Annotated in this window: 15 protein-coding genes and 1 pseudogene; 7 read left to right on the forward strand and 9 right to left on the reverse strand. The window is 71.3% G+C overall.

The genetic code is table 11. The features are described 5' to 3' along the window. The coding region (locus ACWD3D_RS17740; protein WP_451461770.1) for a helix-turn-helix domain-containing protein at window positions 1–189 on the reverse strand (189 nt) is incomplete at its 3' end. Between the two features lie 746 nt (window positions 190–935). Here ACWD3D_RS17740 and ACWD3D_RS17745 point away from each other — a divergent pair. After that, window positions 936–1,205 carry a GlsB/YeaQ/YmgE family stress response membrane protein gene (locus ACWD3D_RS17745; RefSeq protein ID WP_387376111.1) on the forward strand — a complete coding sequence of 90 codons (270 nt, stop codon included), beginning with the start codon at window positions 936–938 and terminating at the stop codon, window positions 1,203–1,205. 129 nt (window positions 1,206–1,334) lie between these two features. Continuing rightward, window positions 1,335–1,543: pseudogene (locus tag ACWD3D_RS17750) on the forward strand (hypothetical protein); the annotation flags it as partial. A gap of 46 nt (window positions 1,544–1,589) precedes the next feature. Here ACWD3D_RS17750 and ACWD3D_RS17755 read toward each other — a convergent pair. Beyond that, window positions 1,590–2,921 carry a PP2C family protein-serine/threonine phosphatase gene (locus ACWD3D_RS17755; RefSeq protein ID WP_451461771.1) on the reverse strand — a complete coding sequence of 444 codons (1,332 nt, stop codon included), beginning with the start codon at window positions 2,919–2,921 and terminating at the stop codon, window positions 1,590–1,592. A 386-nt stretch (window positions 2,922–3,307) separates the two neighbouring features. On the opposite strand from ACWD3D_RS17755, the gene ACWD3D_RS17760 reads away from it, so the two are divergent. Then, entirely contained in the window at window positions 3,308–3,670 is a 363-nt protein-coding gene (locus ACWD3D_RS17760) for a hypothetical protein (protein ID WP_451461772.1), read from the forward strand. Next, window positions 3,670–3,900 (forward strand): hypothetical protein, encoded by a 231-nt coding sequence (locus ACWD3D_RS17765; protein ID WP_451461773.1) that lies wholly within the window; start codon window positions 3,670–3,672, stop codon window positions 3,898–3,900. The genes ACWD3D_RS17760 and ACWD3D_RS17765 overlap by 1 nt, the downstream gene beginning before the upstream one ends. A 302-nt stretch (window positions 3,901–4,202) precedes the next feature. On the opposite strand, the gene atzF is transcribed toward ACWD3D_RS17765, so the two are convergent. Genes atzF through ACWD3D_RS17785 form a run of 4 tightly spaced genes read right to left on the reverse strand, consistent with a single transcriptional unit; the run spans window position 4,203 to window position 11,021 of the window. Then, window positions 4,203–5,948: an allophanate hydrolase gene (atzF, locus tag ACWD3D_RS17770; protein WP_451461774.1), complete on the reverse strand. Its 1,746-nt coding sequence runs from the start codon at window positions 5,946–5,948 to the stop codon at window positions 4,203–4,205. Further along, window positions 5,945–9,532, reverse strand: coding sequence for an urea carboxylase (uca, locus tag ACWD3D_RS17775; RefSeq protein WP_451461775.1), 3,588 nt, complete (start codon window positions 9,530–9,532; stop codon window positions 5,945–5,947). The genes atzF and uca overlap by 4 nt, the downstream gene beginning before the upstream one ends. Then, entirely contained in the window at window positions 9,529–10,182 is a 654-nt protein-coding gene (locus tag ACWD3D_RS17780) for an urea amidolyase associated protein UAAP2 (protein WP_266714721.1), read from the reverse strand. Before ACWD3D_RS17780 ends, uca begins: the two co-directional genes overlap by 4 nt. Continuing rightward, the gene (locus ACWD3D_RS17785; RefSeq protein WP_451461776.1) at window positions 10,179–11,021 is read right to left on the reverse strand and encodes an urea amidolyase associated protein UAAP1; all 843 of its coding nucleotides are present in this window, start codon (window positions 11,019–11,021) and stop codon (window positions 10,179–10,181) included. The genes ACWD3D_RS17780 and ACWD3D_RS17785 overlap by 4 nt, the downstream gene beginning before the upstream one ends. Window positions 11,022–11,178: 157 nt before the next feature. Here ACWD3D_RS17785 and ACWD3D_RS17790 point away from each other — a divergent pair, with 157 nt between their 5' ends. Continuing rightward, complete coding sequence (locus tag ACWD3D_RS17790; RefSeq protein WP_451461777.1) at window positions 11,179–11,865, forward strand: TetR/AcrR family transcriptional regulator; 687 nt, start codon at window positions 11,179–11,181, stop codon at window positions 11,863–11,865. 50 nt (window positions 11,866–11,915) lie between these two features. Here ACWD3D_RS17790 and ACWD3D_RS17795 read toward each other — a convergent pair whose 3' ends face one another. Both ACWD3D_RS17795 and ACWD3D_RS17800 read right to left on the reverse strand, forming a co-directional pair. Beyond that, a complete protein-coding gene (locus tag ACWD3D_RS17795; RefSeq protein WP_451461778.1) occupies window positions 11,916–13,496 on the reverse strand; it encodes an amino acid permease in 1,581 nt (526 codons plus the stop codon). A 175-nt stretch (window positions 13,497–13,671) separates the two neighbouring features. Beyond that, window positions 13,672–14,274 (reverse strand): TetR/AcrR family transcriptional regulator, encoded by a 603-nt coding sequence (locus ACWD3D_RS17800; protein ID WP_451461779.1) that lies wholly within the window; start codon window positions 14,272–14,274, stop codon window positions 13,672–13,674. A gap of 49 nt (window positions 14,275–14,323) precedes the next feature. Here ACWD3D_RS17800 and ACWD3D_RS17805 point away from each other — a divergent pair, with 49 nt between their 5' ends. Then, complete coding sequence (locus ACWD3D_RS17805) at window positions 14,324–14,875, forward strand: GNAT family N-acetyltransferase (protein ID WP_266714711.1); 552 nt, start codon at window positions 14,324–14,326, stop codon at window positions 14,873–14,875. A gap of 488 nt (window positions 14,876–15,363) precedes the next feature. On the opposite strand, the gene ACWD3D_RS17810 is transcribed toward ACWD3D_RS17805, so the two are convergent. Continuing rightward, window positions 15,364–16,395, reverse strand: a complete 1,032-nt coding sequence (locus tag ACWD3D_RS17810) for a LacI family DNA-binding transcriptional regulator (RefSeq protein ID WP_451461780.1) — start codon at window positions 16,393–16,395, stop codon at window positions 15,364–15,366. 322 nt (window positions 16,396–16,717) lie between these two features. Between ACWD3D_RS17810 and ACWD3D_RS17815 the strand changes: the two genes are divergently transcribed. After that, a complete protein-coding gene (locus ACWD3D_RS17815) occupies window positions 16,718–19,549 on the forward strand; it encodes an RICIN domain-containing protein (RefSeq protein ID WP_451461781.1) in 2,832 nt (943 codons plus the stop codon). Window positions 19,550–19,654 lie beyond the last annotated feature (105 nt).

The following is a 19,654-nucleotide window of genomic DNA, read 5'->3' on the forward strand; positions in this document are numbered from 1 at the left end:
CACCAGCAACAGCTGCTCCAGCAGCCGGTGCGCGCTCCCCTTGGGCAGGGCACAGCCCGCGGCGATCTCGGTGAGCCCTGCCTCCCCGCCGCACCTGCGCAACGCCTCAAGGAGTGCGAACGCCCCCTCGATCACGCCCCGCCCTCGGTCCGTTCCCCGCCCCTGTTCCCTGCCCGCGTGTCGCGACATCTCTCCCCCAGCCGGTCACCGAGGCCGTACCCCTTCGTACGGCCGCCGGGAGAGAATGCCCGACCTTCACAGCGGGGGCACACCTCGCCACGCGCGAACGTGACCCACGGCACAACGGTCGCCCCTACCCGTGGGACGACAGGAGTGCGAGGGGGCTCGGTGGCACGGTGAGGGTGGTCGGCAGGCGGCTCCGGGTCTCGGTCCGGACCCTGCCTCGGACCGACACGGGCAGCCTGTTCCGGCTCGGTCGATCCGGTGCGCCCGGCCGTACAGGACCGCGTGCGGGCGAACGCGGCCCACGGCGCCTACCGGGGAGGTGGCGGCGGCAGTTCTCCCACCGCTGGGGTTGCGGGTGACGAGCGTGGCGTTCGCGAGGCGGTCGACCAGCGGTCGGCCGAAGCCGCCGATGTCGCCGCGCAGGTCGGGCGTGCGCATGCGAGGAACCCTCGGGCTCTGGTCGTGCACGGTGTCGTGGCGGGCGGTCAGCCGGCGCGTGCGGGGGGCACCGTCGCGGCGCAGGGTGTTGGTGACGGGCTCGGGCGCGACCAGGAACACCCGCCGAACTCGGCTCGGCCCGGGCCGGCACTTTCCGCCGCGGCGTCGCGTCGACCGCCGGCTCCGCCGCCCCGTGCGGCACCGTGGAACACGGCCGGTCCTGCGAAAGGTGCGTCCGTCGTGTTTGAGATCCGCGGCTCGGCGCAGACGTTGTCCTGACACAGCCTTTATAGAACCAGGTGGGAGACGTCATGGGCATCATTGCCTGGATCATCATCGGTCTGCTCGCGGGCCTCATCGCCAAGGCGCTCATGCCGGGCAAGGACCCGGGCGGCATCATCATCACGATGCTCATCGGTATCGCGGGTGGCCTGCTCGGCGGCTGGCTGGGCAAGGTCATCTTCGGAGTCGACTCCATCGACGGCTTCTTCGACCTCTCCACATGGATCGCCGCCATCGTCGGCTCGATCATCCTTCTCGCCCTGTACCGTCTTGTCACCGGCAACCGCCGCCACGCCTGACTCGGCGGTCACCTGACCACGAAGCGGCTCCGTCCTCCCATCGGGGGCAGAGCCGCTTCGTGCGTACCGGACAGCGCTTCTGTACAGCAGAGGGCAGTCGCGCCGGCCCGCCCCACAAAGGACTGGAAGGGTGGCCCGTACGGGCACACTGCATTTCGGCATCCACGAGCACGCCATGGGAGCGATCCTCCGGGCATCGCCCGGCAGAGCCTGACCCGCCCCTACGGCGGCACCTTCCTGACCTTCTCCCACTACATGCGGCCCGCCGTGCGCCGGCCGCGCTGATGAAGCTGCCCGCCACTTACGTGTGGACCCACGACTCCATCGGCCTGCGCGAGTCGTCCACGGACCGAGCCTTCAGGCGCCCGGGCCGTCGTGGCGCGGTCAGGCCGACGGGGTGGCGCGCAGGGCGAGCAGGGCGGTGTCGTCGCTTGCCCAACCACTGTGGTGGGCGTCGAGGATGCCGGTGAGGTGGGTGATGGTGGTGACGGCGTCCATGGTGTGGCTGGCGGCCAGGGCCTTGGCCAGGTCGTCCTCGGAAAAGATGGTCCGGGCGTCGTCGGGGGAGGTCCCGGGGCGGGGGCGGGCTTCGGTGGCGCCGTCCGTGAAGAGCAGGAGCAGGTCGGCGGGGTGGAGGTGGAAGGGCACGTCGGTCAGACTCAGGGCTTCCATGATCCCCAGCAGGGTCCCTGGGACACCGACTCGTTCGACACGGCCGTCGGCGCGCCGGATCAGTGCCGGGGGATGCCCGGCCAGGGCGATGGTGCCGGACAGGCCCTTCGCAGAGGGCTGGAAGGTCGCGTAGACGGCGGTCAGGAAGCGGGGGGCGTCCTGGGCGAGCAGAGCGATGTTGAGGCGGGCGAGCCGGTCGGCCGGGGAGCCGGCCTCGTCGGCGTCGGCGCGGATCGTGTAACGGGCCATCGAGCTGACCTGCGCGGCCTTGATGCCCTTGCCGCACACGTCACCGAGAACGGCGGCGTAATTCGGACCCCGGGTGTGGAAGAGGTCGTAGAAGTCGCCGCCGACCTCGATGTCGGTGCGGTGGCGGTTGGAGGCCGGCAGGTAGGAGGCGGCCGCTTCCGCGCCGGGGATCGTGCGCAGCCGCGGAGGGAGAAGCCCGGCCTGCAGGCTACGGGCGAGATCGGCGGAGCGCTGGTGGGCGGCCTTCGCCGCGGTCAAGCTCTGGCGCAGGTGGATCTCCGCCGCCACCGAGCGGGCCAGGGTCGCCAGGGCGGCCAGGTCGGCCGGAGACCAGGTGCGGGGAGAGTCGTCGATGACGCAGAAGCTGCCCAGCACGCGTCCGTCGGGGTCGAGCAGGGGGTAGCCGGCCCAAGCGCCGATGTTCATCGGGCCCACCGAGGGGTGGTCGGCGGTGCGCCGGTCGGTGGCGGCGTCATCGACGATGAAAGGCTGCCCCTCCAGCCCGACCAGGAAGTAGCAGAAGCTCTCCTTCACCGGGTTCTGTCGGTCGGACATCGCGTCGGCATCGACGCCGACGCATGCCTTCCAGAAGGAGCGGTCCGCGTCGACCAGGGTCACGAACGCCCGGCCCGCCCCGGTGATTCTCGCGGCGAGCGCGGCAAGGTCCTCGAAGACCGCCTCGGGCCCGGTGTCCAGCAGAGCGGTGTCCTCCACCGCGGCCAGACGCGACGGATCCGACAACGCGGCCGGCAGGCCGTCCGCCCGCAGCCCGCCCGGGAAGTCGATGTCAACCACCTTTCCGGCCTCCTCTCCTCGCCCACTGGAACACCCATACCAACAAGCTCATCGCACCGTGTACTCCTGACATGCACGGTGACCCTCACCGGTCCGGTGGGCCGACCGCGGACCGGCGGGGCCTCATCCCGCCGTCCTGCCGCCACGCGCGCGTCCAATGATCCTCAGCTGCCGTCCGCAAGCGTGACGGAACCGGCCGGCCCTCTTGGCCCGAATGCGGCGCTTCTGTGGTGCGCCGGTCTCCCCGCGACGACCGTGGGAGCGGGCCCCTGGACCACTTGGGTTCTCCCGCGGCAAGGAGTATCGATGTCGGAACGCGACACAGTTGTGCGCAGCGTCCACGATCTGGGCCTGGCGGCCTGGCGGCCTGGTTCGGCGGGTCCTTGATGGGCGCCGTCGGCCTGAACGGCGCCGCCGCAAGCGAGGGACGCACCGTGACGGACACGTTCAGGATCGCCAGTGCCGGCTGGGTGAAGTGGACGCCGGTGAACGCCGCGGCGATCGGCCTTCACGTGATCGGCGGAGCCGGCCTGCTGGTCGCCAACGCCGCCCGGGTGCGGATCCAGCAGGGGGTGGCGGCTTCGACGTTGGCCAAGACGGTGCTGACCGGCGCCGCGCCGGCCGCGACCGCGTACAGCCGGGTGCTGGGAAAAGACTCGAACTCTCCTCGTCCGACAACCCGGCCGACCTGTCGAAGGCGGCAGGCCAGACCGCCGATCCGGACAAGGCGCGGAAGCAGCTGGCACTGATGCAGTGGACCATCCCGGCCCTGACCGGCGCCGTCGTCGTGCTGAACGCCCTGCAAGGAGAACAGCAGCGCCCTCTCCAGCAGAAGCTCGGCATGCTGCGGAGGGCCGCGTCCCAGGTACACGTGCCCTCCCTCGGTCACCACGCCGACTGTCGGAAGCCAGGCGTGGACGCGACCGCTCGGACGAGCGCGAGGCACGGCCGGTCGGCCGCGAGCTGCCCGTGGATCTGATCTCGGCCCGTGCGCCCGGACAGGCCCGGCGGTGTTGGGCGCCGAACCTTTCGGCGGGAAGTCGGCAGGGGGAGAATCGCCGCGTCGGGCAGTACTGACCGTGTGGGGGCTCGCTACGCGGCGGCTCCGGACCATGGGATCATCCGGAACCGCCGAACGCGGGAGGACGGCTGCCTTGTCGTCGCGAAGCGGCGCCCATGTGTCTGTTGCCGGCGGGACACACCCTGCCGGAGGGGGCCTCTCGTCGGAGCACTCCGGTCGTGGCGGTCCGCCGTGCCGGCGCGGGCCGACCGCCCCGATGCTCAGGGCGACGTCGGGGGCGCCGAGGCGGTCGTGGTGGGCACCGGTAGCGACCGCCCGCACGCCGACGCCGTGTCCTCGGAGTGCCGCGGGACCGAGAGCGTCGGGAGGGCCGCACGCCAGCCGCCGTGTGCGGTGATGTCGCGGGCGCCGTGGAGTGCTTCGGGCTCACAGAGGAAGCCCGTCACGCAGGTGCCGTCCGCAAGCTCCACCGTACCGAGGGCCATGGGGCGGGGGAGCGCCGCGAGGAGCGTGCCGAGCCCTGCGGCCGGGAGCCGCCACACCTCGGCCTCGATGGCGGCACCTCCCCCGCGGGCACGGACCAGACCGGGCTTGGGCGGCGACGTGTCGAGGGCGTACAGCCGGTAGTCGGGTGCCGTGGTGGTGGTGCGTACGAACCGGGCGCCGAGGGCCAGCAGCTCTCCGTTCAGAGGCTGTCCGGACAGGTGCGCGCCGACCACCGCGAGGTGCGGAGGAGGGGCGGCGAGCAGGCCGGCGACGCGGACCAGCCGCTCGTCGGTGAACGCGGGGCCGATCAGCATCACACCGAACGGGAGCCCGTTCACCTCGCCGGCCGGAACGGCGACCGCCGCGAGGTCGAAGAGGTTGGTCGAGTTGGTGAACCGGCCGAGCCGGGCGTTCGCGCCCACGGGGTCGGCCGCGACCTCCGAGAGGGTCGGGTGCCCGGGTGTCGTCGGCAGGAGAAGCGCGTCCGCGTCGCCGAGCGAGGCAAGCGCACTGCGGCGGAGGACGGACAGGCTGTCGAGATCGGTGCAGAGCCGGTGGGCCGGGATCTCTCCGGCGCGCGAAATGATCCCGGCCACGGTCGGATCGAGGTCCGGCGCACCCCAGTGGGCGTCGACGAAACCGCCGACGGCTCTGTAGCGCTCGGCGACGAACGCTCCCTCGTACAGCATGGCGGCCGCTTCGGTGAACGGCGTCAGGTCGATCTCCAGGAGTTCGGCTCCTGCGTCGGCCATCCGGGTCGCGGCCGACGCGAACGCCTCGGCCCAGCCTTGGTCCAGCTCGCCGAGCTGCCCGGGACGCGGGACCGCGATCCGCCACGGGCCGGGGCGTCGCTGCTCCAGGGCGGGGAGCTCGCGTGCCTGCGGTGCTGCCATGAAGGACAGTGCCTGCTCGGCCTCCGGAAGAGTCCGGGCGAAGACGGTCACACAGTCGAGCGAGGCGCAGGCGGGAACGACGCCCGACGCCGGGACCAGGCCACGCGTCGGCTTGAGGCCGACGATGCCGTTGAACGCGGCGGGAACCCGGCCCGAGCCCGCCGTGTCCGTGCCGAGCGCGAAGTCCACGATGCCGAGGGCTACCGCCACCGCCGATCCGGACGAGGAACCACCCGAGACGTAACTCGGGTCCACGGCGTTACGGACCGGCCCGTACGGGCTGCGCGTGCCGACCAGGCCGGTCGCGAACTGGTCGAGGTTCGTGGTGCCGAGGCACACGGCGCCCGCCGCCCGCAGTCGCGCCACCACGGGGGCGTCGGCCTTCGGCTCGTACGCGTACGAGGGGCAGCCGGCGGTCGTCGGCAGCCCGGCCACGTCGATGTTCCCCTTGACCGCGAACACCGTTCCGGCGAGCGGCAGCCGTTCGCCGGCGGCGACCCGCTCGTCGACCCGGGCCGCCTCCGCCTCCACATCCTCGCGGGGCCGGAGACCGATCCACACCTCGGGCCGGTCCACCTCCTCGATCCTGGTGTACGCGGCGCGCACTCTCTCCACGGTGCTGGTCACGCGTACACCTCCGCGGTCTCGACGGGAGCGAGGACGAGGAGCGCGCTGCCCGCCTCCACCTGGCTGCCGGTCCTGATCAGGACCTCCGCGACGATTCCGTCGGCCGGGGCCTTCACGGGGGCCTCCATCTTCATCGCCTCCAGGGCGATCAACTGCTGGCCCGCCGAGACCCGGTCGCCGACCTCGACGTTCACCTGCCATACGCAGGCGGGGAATTCGGCCTCGACCAGGTGGCCGCCCGTGGGTACCTCGATGTCGGTGCTCACCGGGGCGTTCTCGGTGGCGGCCTCGGCACGGGCGAACTCGCCGGCCGCCTCCCAGGCATCGCGCTCGGCACCGAACGCCGTGTTCTGCCGGTTGCGGAAGGCGGCGATCGACTCGGCGTTGTCGGCCAGGAACCTCTGGTAAGCGGCGAGCGAGAAGGTGCCGTCCTCCGTCTTCGGCACGAAACGGCCCGAGATGATGTCGGCGCGGAGTTCGAGGAGTTCGTCGGCGCTCACCGGATACCACTTGACGCGGTCGAAGAAGCGCATCAGCCATGGTTTGTCCGGTTCGAATCCGCCGCGCTGTTGCCAGCCCGACCAGACCTGGGTGGTGCGGCCGACGAACTGGTAGCCGCCGGGGCCCTCCATGCCGTAGACGCACAGATACGCGCCTCCGATGCCGACCGAGTTCTCCGCCGTCCAGGTCCGGGCCGGGTTGTACTTGGTGGTGATCAGCCGGTGCCGCGGGTCCAGCGGCGTGGCGACGGGCGCACCGAGGTAGACGTCGCCGAGCCCGAGGACGAGGTACTCGGCGTCGAAGACCGTGCGGTACACGTCGGCCGGTGTGTCCAGGCCGTTGACGCGGCGTATGAACTCGATGTTCGACGGGCACCACGGGGCGTCGTCGCGTACGCCCGCGACGTAGCGGTCGATGGCCTCGCGGGTCGCCGGGTCGTCCCAGGAGAGCGGCAGGTGCACCGTCCGGCTGGGGACCACCAGCTCGTCCGTGGCGGGCAGGTCCTCCTCCACGCGCATCACGGTGCTGAGGAGTTCCCGCTGCGGCAGCACGTCGGGGTCGGTCTGGATCTGGAGCGAGCGGATGCCCGGCGTGAGGTCGACGACGCCGGGGAGGGCGCGTGCGGCCAGCGCCTCCGCCAGCGCGTGTACCCGCATGCGGAGGGCCAGGTCCAGCTGCATGGGCCCGTACTCGACCAGGAGGTTGTCGTCACCGCTGCGTCGGTAGGTGACCGACGGACGGACCGTCGTCTCCTCCAGACGGGCGAGGATGCCGCCGTCGACGACGGCGTCCCGGTCGGCGCGGGGTTCGGCCGCGGGTGCCTTCCGCAGGCGCGTGGCAGCCTCCGCGGTCACCGGCACGAACCGGACCGTGTCGCCGGGGCGGAGCTGGCCCAGCTTCCAGCGCTGACCGCTGACGACGGTGGCCGGACAGACGAAACCGCCGAGGGACGGACCGTCCGGGCCGAGGAGGACGGGCATGTCCCCCGTGTAGTCGACGGCGCCGACGGAGTAGGGCGTGTCGTGGATGTTCGACGGATGCAGTCCCGCTTCGCCGCCGTCCGTCCGGGCCCAGCGCGGCTTGGGGCCGATCAGGCGTACTCCGGTGCGGGCGGAGTTGAAGTGCACCTTCCAGTCCGCGGTGTAGAAGTCGCGGATGTCGTCCTCGGTGAAGAACTCGGGTGCGGCGTGCGGCCCTTCGACCGCGCCGACCCGCCACTGTCCGCTGAAGACCGGGCGCGCGCCGAGTGGGACGGAGAAGGTCTCCGGACGGGCCTCGCCCCCGTGCAGGACGTCACCCGCGCGCAGGGCACGTCCGCCGTGTCCGCCGAACCTGCCGAGGGTGAAGGTGGCCGCACTGCCCAGGAACTCGGGGACGTCCAGGCCCCCGGCGAACAGCACGTATGTGCGGAGGCCCTGATCGGCGAGGGCTCCGACGGCGAGCACCTGCCCCGCCCCCACGGTGACGGGCTCCCACTGCGGCACCGGGGTGCCGTCGACCGTCACCCGGGCCGGGGCACCGGTGACACAGAGCGTCGTCGGGTGGGTGAACCTCAGTGAGGGGCCCTGGAGGGTGCATTCGAGCCCCGGTGCACCCTCGTCGTTGCCGAGTGCGGTGTTGCCGAGCCGGAAGGACAGGTCGTCCATCGGCCCGCCCGGCGGGATACCGACGTGCCAGTATCCGGTGCGTCCCGGCCAGTCCTGCACGGTCGTCAGTGTGCCCGGCGTGACGACCTCGATGCGCGGGGTCGGGTCGGTGACGTCCGGGAGCGAGGCCGTGGAGTGGGTGGCTCCGCGCACGTCGGCGTGCCGGAGCGCCGCGCGGACCAGGCCGAGGTTGGTCTCGATGCCGTCGACGCGGGTCGCGTCGAGCGCGGTGTAGAGCCGGTCGAGCGCCTCGGCGCGGTCGGCGCCGTGCGCGATGATCTTGGCGAGCATCGGGTCGTACGCGGTGGTGACCTCCGTGCCCGTTTCGACCCAGGCATCGACGCGGACACCCTCGGGGAAGGCGACGCGGGTCAGCAGGCCGGCGCTCGGGCGATGGTCGCGGGACGGGTCCTCGGCGTAGAGGCGGGCCTCGATGGCGTGTCCGGCGGGGGTGGGGGGCTCGGTGACGACGGCGGTTTCCCCCTGCGCGAGGCGCAGCATCCACTCGACCAGGTCGACGCCGTAGATCGCCTCGGTGACCGGGTGCTCGACCTGCAGCCGGGTGTTGACCTCCAGGAAGTAGGCCTCCTCGCGGACGGCGTCGTACACGAATTCGACGGTTCCGGCGGACCGGTAGTCCACGGACGCGCACAGGTCCCTGGCGGAACGGGCGAGGTCTCGGCGTACGTGGTCGGGAAGCCGGGGAGCCGGTGCCTCCTCCACCACCTTCTGGTTGCGCCGCTGGAGGGAGCAGTCGCGGTCGCCGAAGGTGACGACCTTGCCGAGACCGTCGCCGAAGACCTGTACCTCGACGTGACGCGCCCGTTCGACCAGCCGCTCCAGAAAGACCCCGGCCGAGGAGAAGGAGGCCGCGGCCACGCGCTGCACGCGCTCCCACGCGTCCGCGAGGTCCGCCGGGCCGTGACAGGCCTGCATGCCGATGCCGCCACCGCCGCCGGTGGCCTTGAGCATCACCGGGTATCCGATCTCCTCGGCCGCCGCGAGGGCCGCCGTGACGTCCGGGAGGAGACCGGTGCCGGGAGCGAGGGGCACGCCCGCCGCCCGTGCGGCGGCGCGGGCGGTGTGCTTGGCGCCGAACAGCTTGAGTTGTTCGGGCGTGGGACCGACGAAGGCGATGCCCGCGTCGGCGCAGCGGCGTGCGAACCCCTCGTCCTCGGACAGGAACCCGTAGCCGGGGTGGACGGCACCGGCGCCGGTGTCCTTCGCGGCCTTGAGGACCAGGTCGACGTCCAGGTACGACTCCTTGGCGGGGGCGGGGCCCAGCCGCACCGCGTCGTCGGCCAGGCGTACGTGGGCGGCGCCGCGGTCGGGGTCGGAGTAGACAGCGACGGTACGCAGGCCGAGCTCGCGGGCGGTGCGGATGATGCGGGCGGCGATTTCGCCGCGGTTGGCCACCAGCAGGGTGTCGAACGTCATCGGGTGCGGTCCTCGTCGTTCCGGGCGGGCTCGGTGATCGTCAGGCGCAGGGGTGTGGGATCGAACCCGTTGCAGGGGTTGTTGATCTGCGGGCAGTTGGACAGCAGGGCGAGGACGTCGGTCTCGGCGCGGAGTACGACCTTCAGACCCGGCGCCGAGAGGCCGTCGACGATGCCGAGCGTGCCGTCCTCCTCGACCGGCACGTTCATGAACCAGTTGATGTTGGAGACGAGGTCCGGCTTGCCGAGTCCGTGCCGGACGCCCTCGGCGAGGAAGTTCTCCACGCAGGCGTGCTGGGACCAGGTGTGGTGGCCGTAGCGGAGGGTGTTGGACTCCTTGGAGCAGGCGCCGCCGAGAGTGTCGTGCCGTCCGCAGGTGTCCTCGACGACCGTCATCAGCGGGGTGTGTTCGTTGGACATCAGCACGGAGCCTGTGGTCAGGAAGACGTTGCCCTGCGCCTGGACGGTGTCGGGGACGCTGTATCGGACGGAGGTGTCGTGGGCGTCGTAGACGAGGAAGTCCGCGGCCTGGTTGCCGTGCAGATCGGTGACGGTCAGCCATTGGCCCTCGCGGACGATCGCCGACCATGCGGCGCGGGCGGGCACGGTGTCGTCGCGGACGACGCGGGCGGCGGGAGCGACGGTGGTCATGCGGTCCTCCGGGCGGTGAGGTGGTCGGCGGTGTTCAGGTACGCGCGGCGGCCTTCGGGAGTGGCGTTCCACAACGGGTCGTCGGGCGCCGTGGCACGGGACCGGTACGCGAGAACCCCGAGATTTCCGCAGGTGTACGCAGGACGCGGGTCCAGCGGGTGGGGGACGTTGGCGAGGAGGACGACGACGTCCTGCTCGGCGCGGAGGGTGACGCGCGTGGCGGGACCGGCCGAGCCGGTGAACTCGGTCGCGCCGTCCTCCGCGATCCGGACGCCCTGGAAGAAGGAGACGGAAGGGGGAAGGTCACGGGGAGTCAGGCCGTTCTTGAGGGCGGCGAGTTTGAACAGCTCGCGGCCCGCCGGGGATGCGGACTGGCAGGTGCCGTCCCCGTAGCGCGCGGTGTTCCGCGCGAGGGTGGAGGTCCCGGTCACCGCGTCGTGACGGCCGGACGTGTCCTCGACGACGGAGGCGAGCACCCGGCCCTGGTCGGAGAGGAGCAGCCGGCCCTCGCCCAGGTACGCGTTCCAGAGCACCTTGACCGTGTCGGCCGTGTTCAGCCGTTCCCAGGGGCGGTCGGCGCTGTGGAGGAGGAGGTGCGCGCAGGCGTCGCCGGTCATGTCGGTCAGTCGCAGTTCGGTGCCCCGGGCGAGGACCTTGTGGGTGTAGTTGCCGCCCGCCACGGTCTCGGCCCATACGACGTCCTCGGAGGCCACGCCCCGGGGCGGCTCGGGCCAACTGCTCGCGGGCAGGACGGGCATGGCGTCGGTCTCCCTGCCTGCCTGGGCACGGGCGTGCTCACGCGCACCGTGCGCCGATGCTGTCGCTGACGGTGTCGTCATGGGTCGACCTCCGGTCCGGGGCTGATTTCTGTCGCTTGATAGAAATTAGGCATCGGGCGCTTCGCGGCCGTTGCGGGTGAGTTTCCGGTCGGTTTCCGCGAACTCACCGGGGGGATCGGCCCCGAGCCGGCCACCGGCTCTGTGCGAGGATCGTGGCGTGAGCACGCCCACCAGCAGAAGAGTCGGCCGCCCGCGGATCCAGGAGCGCCCTTCCAGCGGTCTCGAGCCGCGCGACGAAGTCCTGGCCGCGGCAGCCGACCTGTTCACCACCCGCGGCTACACCGCGACATCCACCCGGACGATCGCCGAACGGGCCGGCCTGCGCCAGGCATCCCTCTACCACTACTTCGACGGCAAGGAAGCGATCCTCGCGGAGCTGCTCGAAGGGACCGTCCGTCCCTCCCTCGAAGTGGCGCGCGGCCTCGTGTCCCGCACGGAGGCTGCCCCCGAGGCGCGGTTGTGGGCCCTGTGCCACTCCGACGCGGCGCTGCTGTGCGGCGGCCCCCACAACCTCGGTGCGCTGTACCTGCTGCCGGAGGCGCAGACGGGCCGCTTCGCCGACTTCCACCGGGTCCGGGCCGAACTCAAGTTCTGCTACGACGAATTGCTGGCCGCTACCGAAGCCGGTGCGTCCCTGGGCCCGAACGCCCTGGCCCTGCGCACGGACCTCGTCTTCGGCCTCACCGAAAGTGTGATCCTCATCCGGCGCGCTGAATCCGACCGCGACCCGCTGGCCCTGGCGGTGGCGACGGCGGACGCCGCACTGCGGGTGGCCGGCGTACCGCAGTGTTCCCTGGCACGGCTGCGCCGCGAGGGGCAACGGCTCCTCGCGGCGCGGGACTGACGGTTCGGGCGGGCCTCCGCCTCTGCCTCGTCGTTCGACGGCCCGACCGCTCAGGACGGAAAGGCTCGAACACCCCTCGCTCCGGTCTCCCTCCCCTTCGGTGTCCCTCGTTCCGTCCGGGCCCGACGGCGGTGACGGTAAGCAGCGCCGGTCGCGACCGTCGCGCCGAGAACCAGGACGGTGAACCACCGGAAGTACCAGTGGCCGCCGGCGGGGTCGTACACCGCGGTGCGCGGCCAGGCGAGGTTGACCGTCATGAGGAGCCCGTAACCGAACGCGACGGCGTTGACGGGAAGTCCCCAGCGGCCGAGGGAGAACAGGGGCCGGCCGAGCTCGTCGCTCCGGCCGTCGTCCGCGGGCGGCCACTCGCCCCTCAGCCGCCTGAACAGCATCGGCCCGGTGACCATCGCGTACGCCAGGTACACCATCGCGATGCAGCTCGTGCCGATGGCCAGAAACGCCTGTGGCGACGCGAGGTTGAGCAGCAGCAACACCCCCGCTCCGACACCGACCACCGTCGCGGCCGTCCCGGGCATCCCGGTCCTGCGCGGCACCCGCGCCAGCCGTGCCGAGTGCGGGAGGACGCCGTCGCGGGCCATGGAATAGAGCATTCGGGTCGCCGACGTCTGGATGGCCAGGGTCGCCGCACAGATGGCCACGGCCACGTCGCCGAGCAGCACCCTGCCGAGGCCGTCGCCGAGCGTGCTGGTGAGCACGTATCCCAGGCCCCCGGTCGTGAGGCGTCCGTCGGTGAGGGAAGGCGCGGCGAGCAGCCCGCCCAGCAGCAGGAGTCCGCCGCAGACTCCGGAGGTGGTGAGGGCGGTGAGCGTCGTACGGGGCGCGGTGCGCCGCGGGTTGACGGTCTCCTCGCTCATCTCGCTCGCGCTCTCGAACCCGATGAGGACGTACGCGGCGGTGAACGAGCCGACGAGCAGTGCCGTGATCAGGCCGCCTTCGCCTCCGGTGTGCAGAGTGACCGCCGGACCGCGTTCCGCGTGGGTGGCGAGGAGGGTGACGATCAGGGCGATGCCGGCGATCTCGGCGGTGACGCCGATCGAATTGACGGCGGAGAGCGCCCGGTTGTCGGTGACGTTGAGGAGTGTGGTGAACACGAGCAGGACGAGCCCGAGGAGGGCGGCGTTCGTGGCGCCACTGGTCGTCGTGGGTGACGGATCGCCCCCGACCATCTGGAAGCCGGGCCAGACGGCGGGCAGGACCACTTGCAGTGCGAGAGCGGCGGCCGCCACGACCACGACCCGCCCGACCACCATGATCCAGCCCGCGTACCAGCCGAAGGACGGGGTGCCGAGCCTGCTGGCCCACTGGTAGACGGCTCCCGAAATGGGCATCCGGGCAGCGAGTTCGGCGAAGCAGGCGGCGACGAGGAACTGGCCGATCAGGACGGCGGGCCAGGTCCAGAAGAAGAGCGGACCGCCGAAGGAGTAGCCGAGCGGGAAGAACTGGAAGACCGTGGTCAGTACGGAGATGAAGGAGAACCCGGCGGCGAAGGACGCGTACCTCCCCATGCGGCGCCGCAGTTCCTGGGGGTAGCCGAACGAGGCGAGAGAGCCGTCCGGTGGGTCCGCGGCCGTCGCACCGGGCGGGGGAGCGGGATCGGTGGTCACGGTCATGGCGGGTCCCCTGTCGCGGAGGCAAGTCCTGCGAATTTCTGTCGAGTGATAGAAATTAGGGACGGCTGGTTTCCGCCGCGTATCGCTGTCGTGTCCCGACCGTTAGTGACTCCTCTCCCGACAAGGGCCGTACGCCATCACGCCGGGCAGGTGCCCGGTTCGCGGCATCGCCGCTTCATCGCGTGGAGTTGGCGCGCGCCGTCAGATCGGCCAGGTGGCCGTCCAAGAGGGCGATCTGACGCTCTGGCGGGAACGCCGCCGGAGCGAACAGCGCCTGGACCACCAGGCCGAGTACGAAGGACTGGGCTGCGGCGGCGATGCGGGCGGGGTCGTCGCGGGGCAGCTCGCCGAGCTCTTGGGCCGCGGCCACCTGCTCCCTCAACCTGTCCCGGCTCCGGGCGTACTTGCGGGCGTACGCGGTGCTCAGGTCGGAGTCGGAAAGCGCCGCATCCCAGGACGAGACCCAGATCCGGTTGCTCTCGGTGGACGCCGGGGTCAGCGGCAGGATGTCGAGGAGTGCGGCCCTGAAAGCGGCCAGACCCTCACCCGCCTCACGGCGGGGGCGGGAGGCGGTGCGCTGTTCGAGCAGCTCCAGGGCGTACTCGACCAAAGCCTGCTTGGTCGGGAAGTAGTGCGTGAGCAGGCCGGTGGTGGCGCCGAGTTCGGTGGCGACGGCGCGCAGGGTCAGGCCGGCGAAGCCGCGCGTGGCCATGACCTTCCAGACTGCCGCGGAGACGTCGCGTCGACGGGCCTCGTGATCTCCCTTGGTGCGTGGCATGTCGACACGGTACATTGCCATAACGCTTGTTACGTAAATGGAGGTGCTCATGTTCACGCTGCTGCTGCGCGACGGCGTTCGCCTCGGGGAGCTGGAGGTCTGGCACGCGGAGGAGTTCGCCGCCCATCTGGACCGGGCCCGCGAGCACATCCGGCCGTGGGTCGGGCCCGCGTTCCTCACCGGCGACGTGGACGGGGCGCGGGCAACGCTTCAGCGGTATGCCCGGCGAAAGGCCGACGACGGAGCCCGCCTGTACGGCATCTGGCGGAGTGAAGTCCTGGTCGGCGGCGTGATGTTCACGGATTTCGACGCCTCCTTCGGCTCGTGCGAGATCGGATGCTGGCTGGAGCCTTCCGCCGAGGGCCACGGGCTGATCACCCAGGCGTGCGGCACCCTGCTGGACTGGGCGTTCACGACCCGGGGGCTGCACCGGGCCGAGTGGCACTGCCGGGCCGACAACGACCGCAGCTCGGCGGTGGCCAAGCGGCTCGGCATGTCCCTGGAGGGCGTACGCCGCGAAGCGTGGCCGTACGAGGGGGTGCGCCACGACAAACAGCTCTGGGCCGTTCTTGCTCCGGAATGGCAGGAACTGGAGCGGTGAGTGGCGACGACCGCGCATAAAAAGTGCCCGGTCGTCCTGCGAGGGCCCGGTGCGGGCCGCATCGGTGCGAGGAGGCCGCTTGCCGACCATCGGTGTCATCCTCGACATCCACGCCCGCATCGGCATTTCCGCGCCGACCGGCTCGACGGCCGGATCCCGCCTCCGCCGGCTCGCCGTTGCGCTGCGCCCGCTCGCCGTTGCGCCGCGCCCGCTCGCCTCCTGGCGACCCCGAACTCCGGAATCGGCGAGGAACACCTCGTCGGACCCGAGGCGGCCCACCCATGTGTCTCCCGTTACAGGGATCGCGTCGGGCGGCCCGCTTCCCGGGTCGGCGTGCCCCGGATCTCGTGCCGGTCCCTCGCACACCCCAGGTGGCGGACGGGGAACCGTAGCCGGTGCCTGCTCTCTGCCGGCTTGGTCTCCCCGCGTCGGCCCCACCCCGGACCCGGGGGCGAAGCCGGGAGTGGCACCTGCCGGTACTGGCGGTGTCACGTCCCGGCGTACGGGGCCGTGCTGGCGCGGACGACGAGTTCTGGTTCGACCGATGCGGGGGCGAGCGTGCCCGCCGGGTCGGTGATGTGCCGCAGCAGGTGGGCCACGGCGAGTTCGCCGGTCTGGGCGAACGGCTGGGCGACCGTGGTCAGCGGAGGGGTGCAGTACGCGGCCAGGTCGATGTCGTCGACACTGACCAGGGAGACGTCCTCCGGTACGCGCCGCCCGAGCTCGGTCAGCGCCCGGATCACGCCGAAGGCCATCTCGTCGCTGGCGACGAAGACCGCGCTCGCTTCCGGGATCCGGCCGAGCAGAAGCCCGTTGCGGTAACCGGAGGCCGGTGACCAGTCCCCCTCCAGCTGCGGCGGTACCGGTCGGCCGGCCTCTTCGAGTGTGGCGCGCCAACCGTCCCGCCTGCGGGCGGCCTCCAGCCAGTGTTCAGGCCCGGCGATGTGCCAGACGGTCTTGTGCCCGAGGTTCAGCAGGTGCTCGGTGGCCTTGCGCGCCGCGAGCGTTTGGTCGATCGCGACGACTTCGGCGGTGTCGGTACTGGGCCCGTCGACCGCGATCGTCGGAGTGGTCCGGATGAACCGCTCGATGCGCGCACTGGTGTGGATCAGCGGCACGGCGAGGATGACGCCTTCGACGTCCTGGTCGGCCAGCCGCGAGAGGGCGACCTCGATGCTGGAGGTGTCCAGGGAGGAGGTGTCCGCCGTGCTGACCTCGTACCCGGCGGCCCGCGCGGCGTTCTCGATGCCGGCGGTGAGCGCCGCCCGCGAGTAGAACGTGGTCTGCAGGGTCACCACGCCGAGGGTGCGGCTGCGCCCCGAGGAGAGCATGCGGGCCGCGTTGTTGCGCCGGTAGCCGAGTTTCTCCACAGCGGCCAGCACCCGCTCCCGCGTGTGCGGCTGCACGTTGGGGTGTCCTGAGAGGGCCCGTGACACCGTCTGCGCGGACACCCCGGCGACACGCGCCACGTCCACCATGCCCGGTGGGCGATCGGCACTTCTGCCGTGCGGCTTCGCCATGGATTTCCTTCCCTCGCCGACCGACGAAGCAATGATATCGATCCCAGAATGTCTGCACCGCAAAACACGAAGTCCCTTGTGTAAAGCGGGTGATGGCCTGTTGGCATCGTTAACATTCTCTGCCATAGTTCCGGCCATCGAGACGCACCGGCTCCCAGCGGACCAGGGCGTCTCACCTCGCGCGGTCCCGCCGGAGCGTCGTACTCCGGGTCCGCCGCAGCACTTTGGAGGAGCCATGAGGAGTTCCGACGTACCTCTGCCGAGCGCCTTCTTCGTCCTCCAGCGTCTCCGGCCGTGCGGGTTTGACTGCCGGAGCCGTCACGTGACCGGGCGGACCGTCCCCGGCATCGCCCGCGCCCAGCGCCCCGCGGCCACGATCACCCACACCGGCGGCATGCTGCTGCGCGCCGGCCGCCCGCACCGCATCCTCTCCGGCTTGCCGCGCTACTTCCGTGTCCACCCCGAACAGTGGGCCGTTGCTCTGCTCCTGCGCTCCCGCCGACCCGAAGAGCCCTTTCTTTGCGCGGAGTTCCGGAACGCCTGGTTCGACCACTGGGGTGAGCCGCACCACGTGCGCCCGGCCGCCGGCGCCGCCGACGACATGGGCCGCATTCCGGAGGGGCACGGCCCGGTGAGCTTCTGCATGGCCCACGGCGGCACCAACGTCGGCCTGCGGGCGGGGGCGAACCATGACGGCAACCGGCTCCAGCCCACCGTCACCAGCTACGACTCCGACGCTCCCATCGCCGAACACGGAGCCCTCACCGACAAGTTCTCAGAGCAGCTCGCTCTGTGCGACCGGCCGGACCCTGGTGAACCGCAGGTCTGCATCGAGACCTTCGACAGGCCCGCAGAACCCGACAACCCCCGAATCCCCACACACCGTCACACCCCGACACCGAAGGAGCACACCGTGGCGACCCCTCGCAGGAGTCCCGGACATACCGCACGTCGCACCAGGGCCGTCGGAGCACTCGCCGCGGCGGCGCTCGCCCTGGTCGGCACCGTGCTGAACGTGAACGTCCCGGCCGCCTCCGCCGCCGACCCCACCTACACGGTGACGGTCGGCGCCAAGGGCGGCTGGACCCACCCGGACGACACCCCCGCTTACCCGTACATCGACAAGGACGGGACGTTCTACTACCAGCAGGCCCACTCGCTGTACGGTCCGAGCGACAGCCGGACGTGGACCTTCTACACCGGCGCAGACCTCGACACCGCCACCCGCTCCGCCGCGATCAGCGACTCCGGAACCAACGCGGACACCACCACACTGTGCAACAACAGCCCCACCGGTACCGCGGCGACCTTCCCGCCCAGCGGCTCCGGCTACTCGCAGCGCAATTTCTGCGATCTGGCCGGGGTATGGGTCGACCCCGACAGCGGGGATTGGTACGGCCTGGTGCACAACGAATTCACCCCGCAACCCTTCGGCGACAGCAGCCACTTCGACGCCATCGACTACGCCGTCTCCACCGACCAGGGACGGCACTGGACCATCAAGGGCCATGCCCTCACGTCCCCGTACAGCACCGCGCGCGGCGACACCACTGCCTTCCCGCAGCAGACGTACTCCTACGGCGACGGCGACCAGCGCCTCTACGTAGACGCGGCCTCGGGCTACTTCTACGTCTTCTACGGCTCCCGCCTCATCGACAAGAACGGCGGTTGGAAGGCGTTCTACTCCCACGTGGCCCGCGCCCCGCTGTCCGGCAAAATGGCCTCCGGTACCTGGCAGAAGTGGTACGGCGGCTCCTGGTCCCAGCCGGGCGTCGGCGGCCGGGAGAGCAACACGGTCCCGGTGACCGCCACCGACACCACCGGTTACACACCCACCGCCAAGGAGTACGACCCGGCCAACACCGGCAGCGTGGACCAGCAGGTCGCCGCAGGCAAGACCCCGCCCACCTCGCCCCTGTTCGTCATGGACATCACCTACAACGCCTACCTGGGCCTCTACATCGGCGAACCCCAGGCGGCCGACCAGTCCGGCAACGCGCCGCAACAGCTGTACGCCACCGACAACCTGGCCACCCAGAAGTGGCGCCTGATCGGCGACACCGGTGAGTACCACACCGCCTCCTGGTACCGGTGGTTCCTCGACGGCATCAGCAAGACAGGTTCGGCGATAGTCGGCAAGGACTTCCGGTCCTACTGCTCCTTCGGCTGCTCGGGCGGCGCCTCCGGCGAGTACGTCAACCTGACGGTCAACTCTTCCGCCCCGGCCCCCGCGACCTTCGATCCGGCCAGGACCTATCGCATCGCGGGCGGCGGAGGCCGAATCCTGGCACAGGTCTCCTCCGCTTCCTCCGCCACCACCTCGACGGCCACCTCCACCGGGACGGGGCTGGACGCCTGGACCTTCACCGGCACCGGCGACGGTTCGTACCGCATCGCCAACGCCGCCACCGGACAGCTCCTCGGCGTACCCACCACCGCCGCGACGGGCCGCGCCTGGGGCAGCGCGCCCACCGTCACCCCGCCCGGCAGCGGCGGTCCCACCGTCGGCCAGCAGTGGTTCGTCGTGCCGAACACCTCATCGGTCAACGGCGCCGCCACGGGCACGTACCGACTGGTGAACCGCTACAGCGGCCTGGTCGTCGGCCTCTCCGGCGTCAACGGCAGGCTCGCCGAGACCACCCCCGTGCGCGCCTGGACCGACACCGCCGGCAGCACGGTCGGCGGCGGACGCGGCGCCGCGGAGCAGACGCTGACCGTCACGGCGGTCGGCACCTCCGCCGCCGGGCTGAACGGCGACCACACCCTCACCACCGGCGGACAGGCACTGGACAATCCCGGCCACAGCACCACCGCCGGCACCCAGCTCATCACCTACACCGCCAACGGCGGCGCCAACCAGACCTGGACCCTCAGCCGGCAGAACGACGGATCCTACGAACTGCGCAACGCCGAATCCGGACTGTGCGCCGACGTCTCCGACGGTTCCATCGCCGCCGGCGCCAAGATCATCCAGTGGACCTGCACCAGCGGCACCAACCAGCACTGGACGTTCACCCGCCTTCCCGACGGCACCTACAGCGTCACCTCCGTCAAGAGCAATCTGGTCCTGACCGCGGCGTCCACGAGCCAGGGCGCCCTGCTCACCCAGCAGACCGACACCGGTTCCGACCTCCAGCGGTGGACGGTCGGCTGAGCCCAGCCCAGCCCAGCCCAGCCCAGCAGCCCCGCGTGGGTGTAGCGGCGCCGGGTGTCGCCCTCCAGGCGGACGACCAGGGACAGCTTGCAGTGGGTCTTCAGC

Source organism: Streptomyces sp. NPDC002690 (genome assembly GCF_053592415.1).

Coding starts and splice junctions, on each gene's coding strand:
- ACWD3D_RS17745 (WP_387376111.1), top strand. CDS start 936: ATGGGCATCATTGCCTGGATCATCATCGGTCTGCTCGCGGGCCTCATC.
- ACWD3D_RS17760 (WP_451461772.1), top strand. CDS start 3,308: ATGGGCGCCGTCGGCCTGAACGGCGCCGCCGCAAGCGAGGGACGCACC.
- ACWD3D_RS17765 (WP_451461773.1), top strand. CDS start 3,670: ATGCAGTGGACCATCCCGGCCCTGACCGGCGCCGTCGTCGTGCTGAAC.
- uca (WP_451461775.1), bottom strand. CDS start 9,532: ATGACGTTCGACACCCTGCTGGTGGCCAACCGCGGCGAAATCGCCGCC.
- ACWD3D_RS17780 (WP_266714721.1), bottom strand. CDS start 10,182: ATGACCACCGTCGCTCCCGCCGCCCGCGTCGTCCGCGACGACACCGTG.
- ACWD3D_RS17785 (WP_451461776.1), bottom strand. CDS start 11,021: ATGACGACACCGTCAGCGACAGCATCGGCGCACGGTGCGCGTGAGCAC.
- ACWD3D_RS17795 (WP_451461778.1), bottom strand. CDS start 13,496: ATGACCGTGACCACCGATCCCGCTCCCCCGCCCGGTGCGACGGCCGCG.
- ACWD3D_RS17800 (WP_451461779.1), bottom strand. CDS start 14,274: ATGCCACGCACCAAGGGAGATCACGAGGCCCGTCGACGCGACGTCTCC.
- ACWD3D_RS17805 (WP_266714711.1), top strand. CDS start 14,324: ATGTTCACGCTGCTGCTGCGCGACGGCGTTCGCCTCGGGGAGCTGGAG.
- ACWD3D_RS17810 (WP_451461780.1), bottom strand. CDS start 16,395: ATGGCGAAGCCGCACGGCAGAAGTGCCGATCGCCCACCGGGCATGGTG.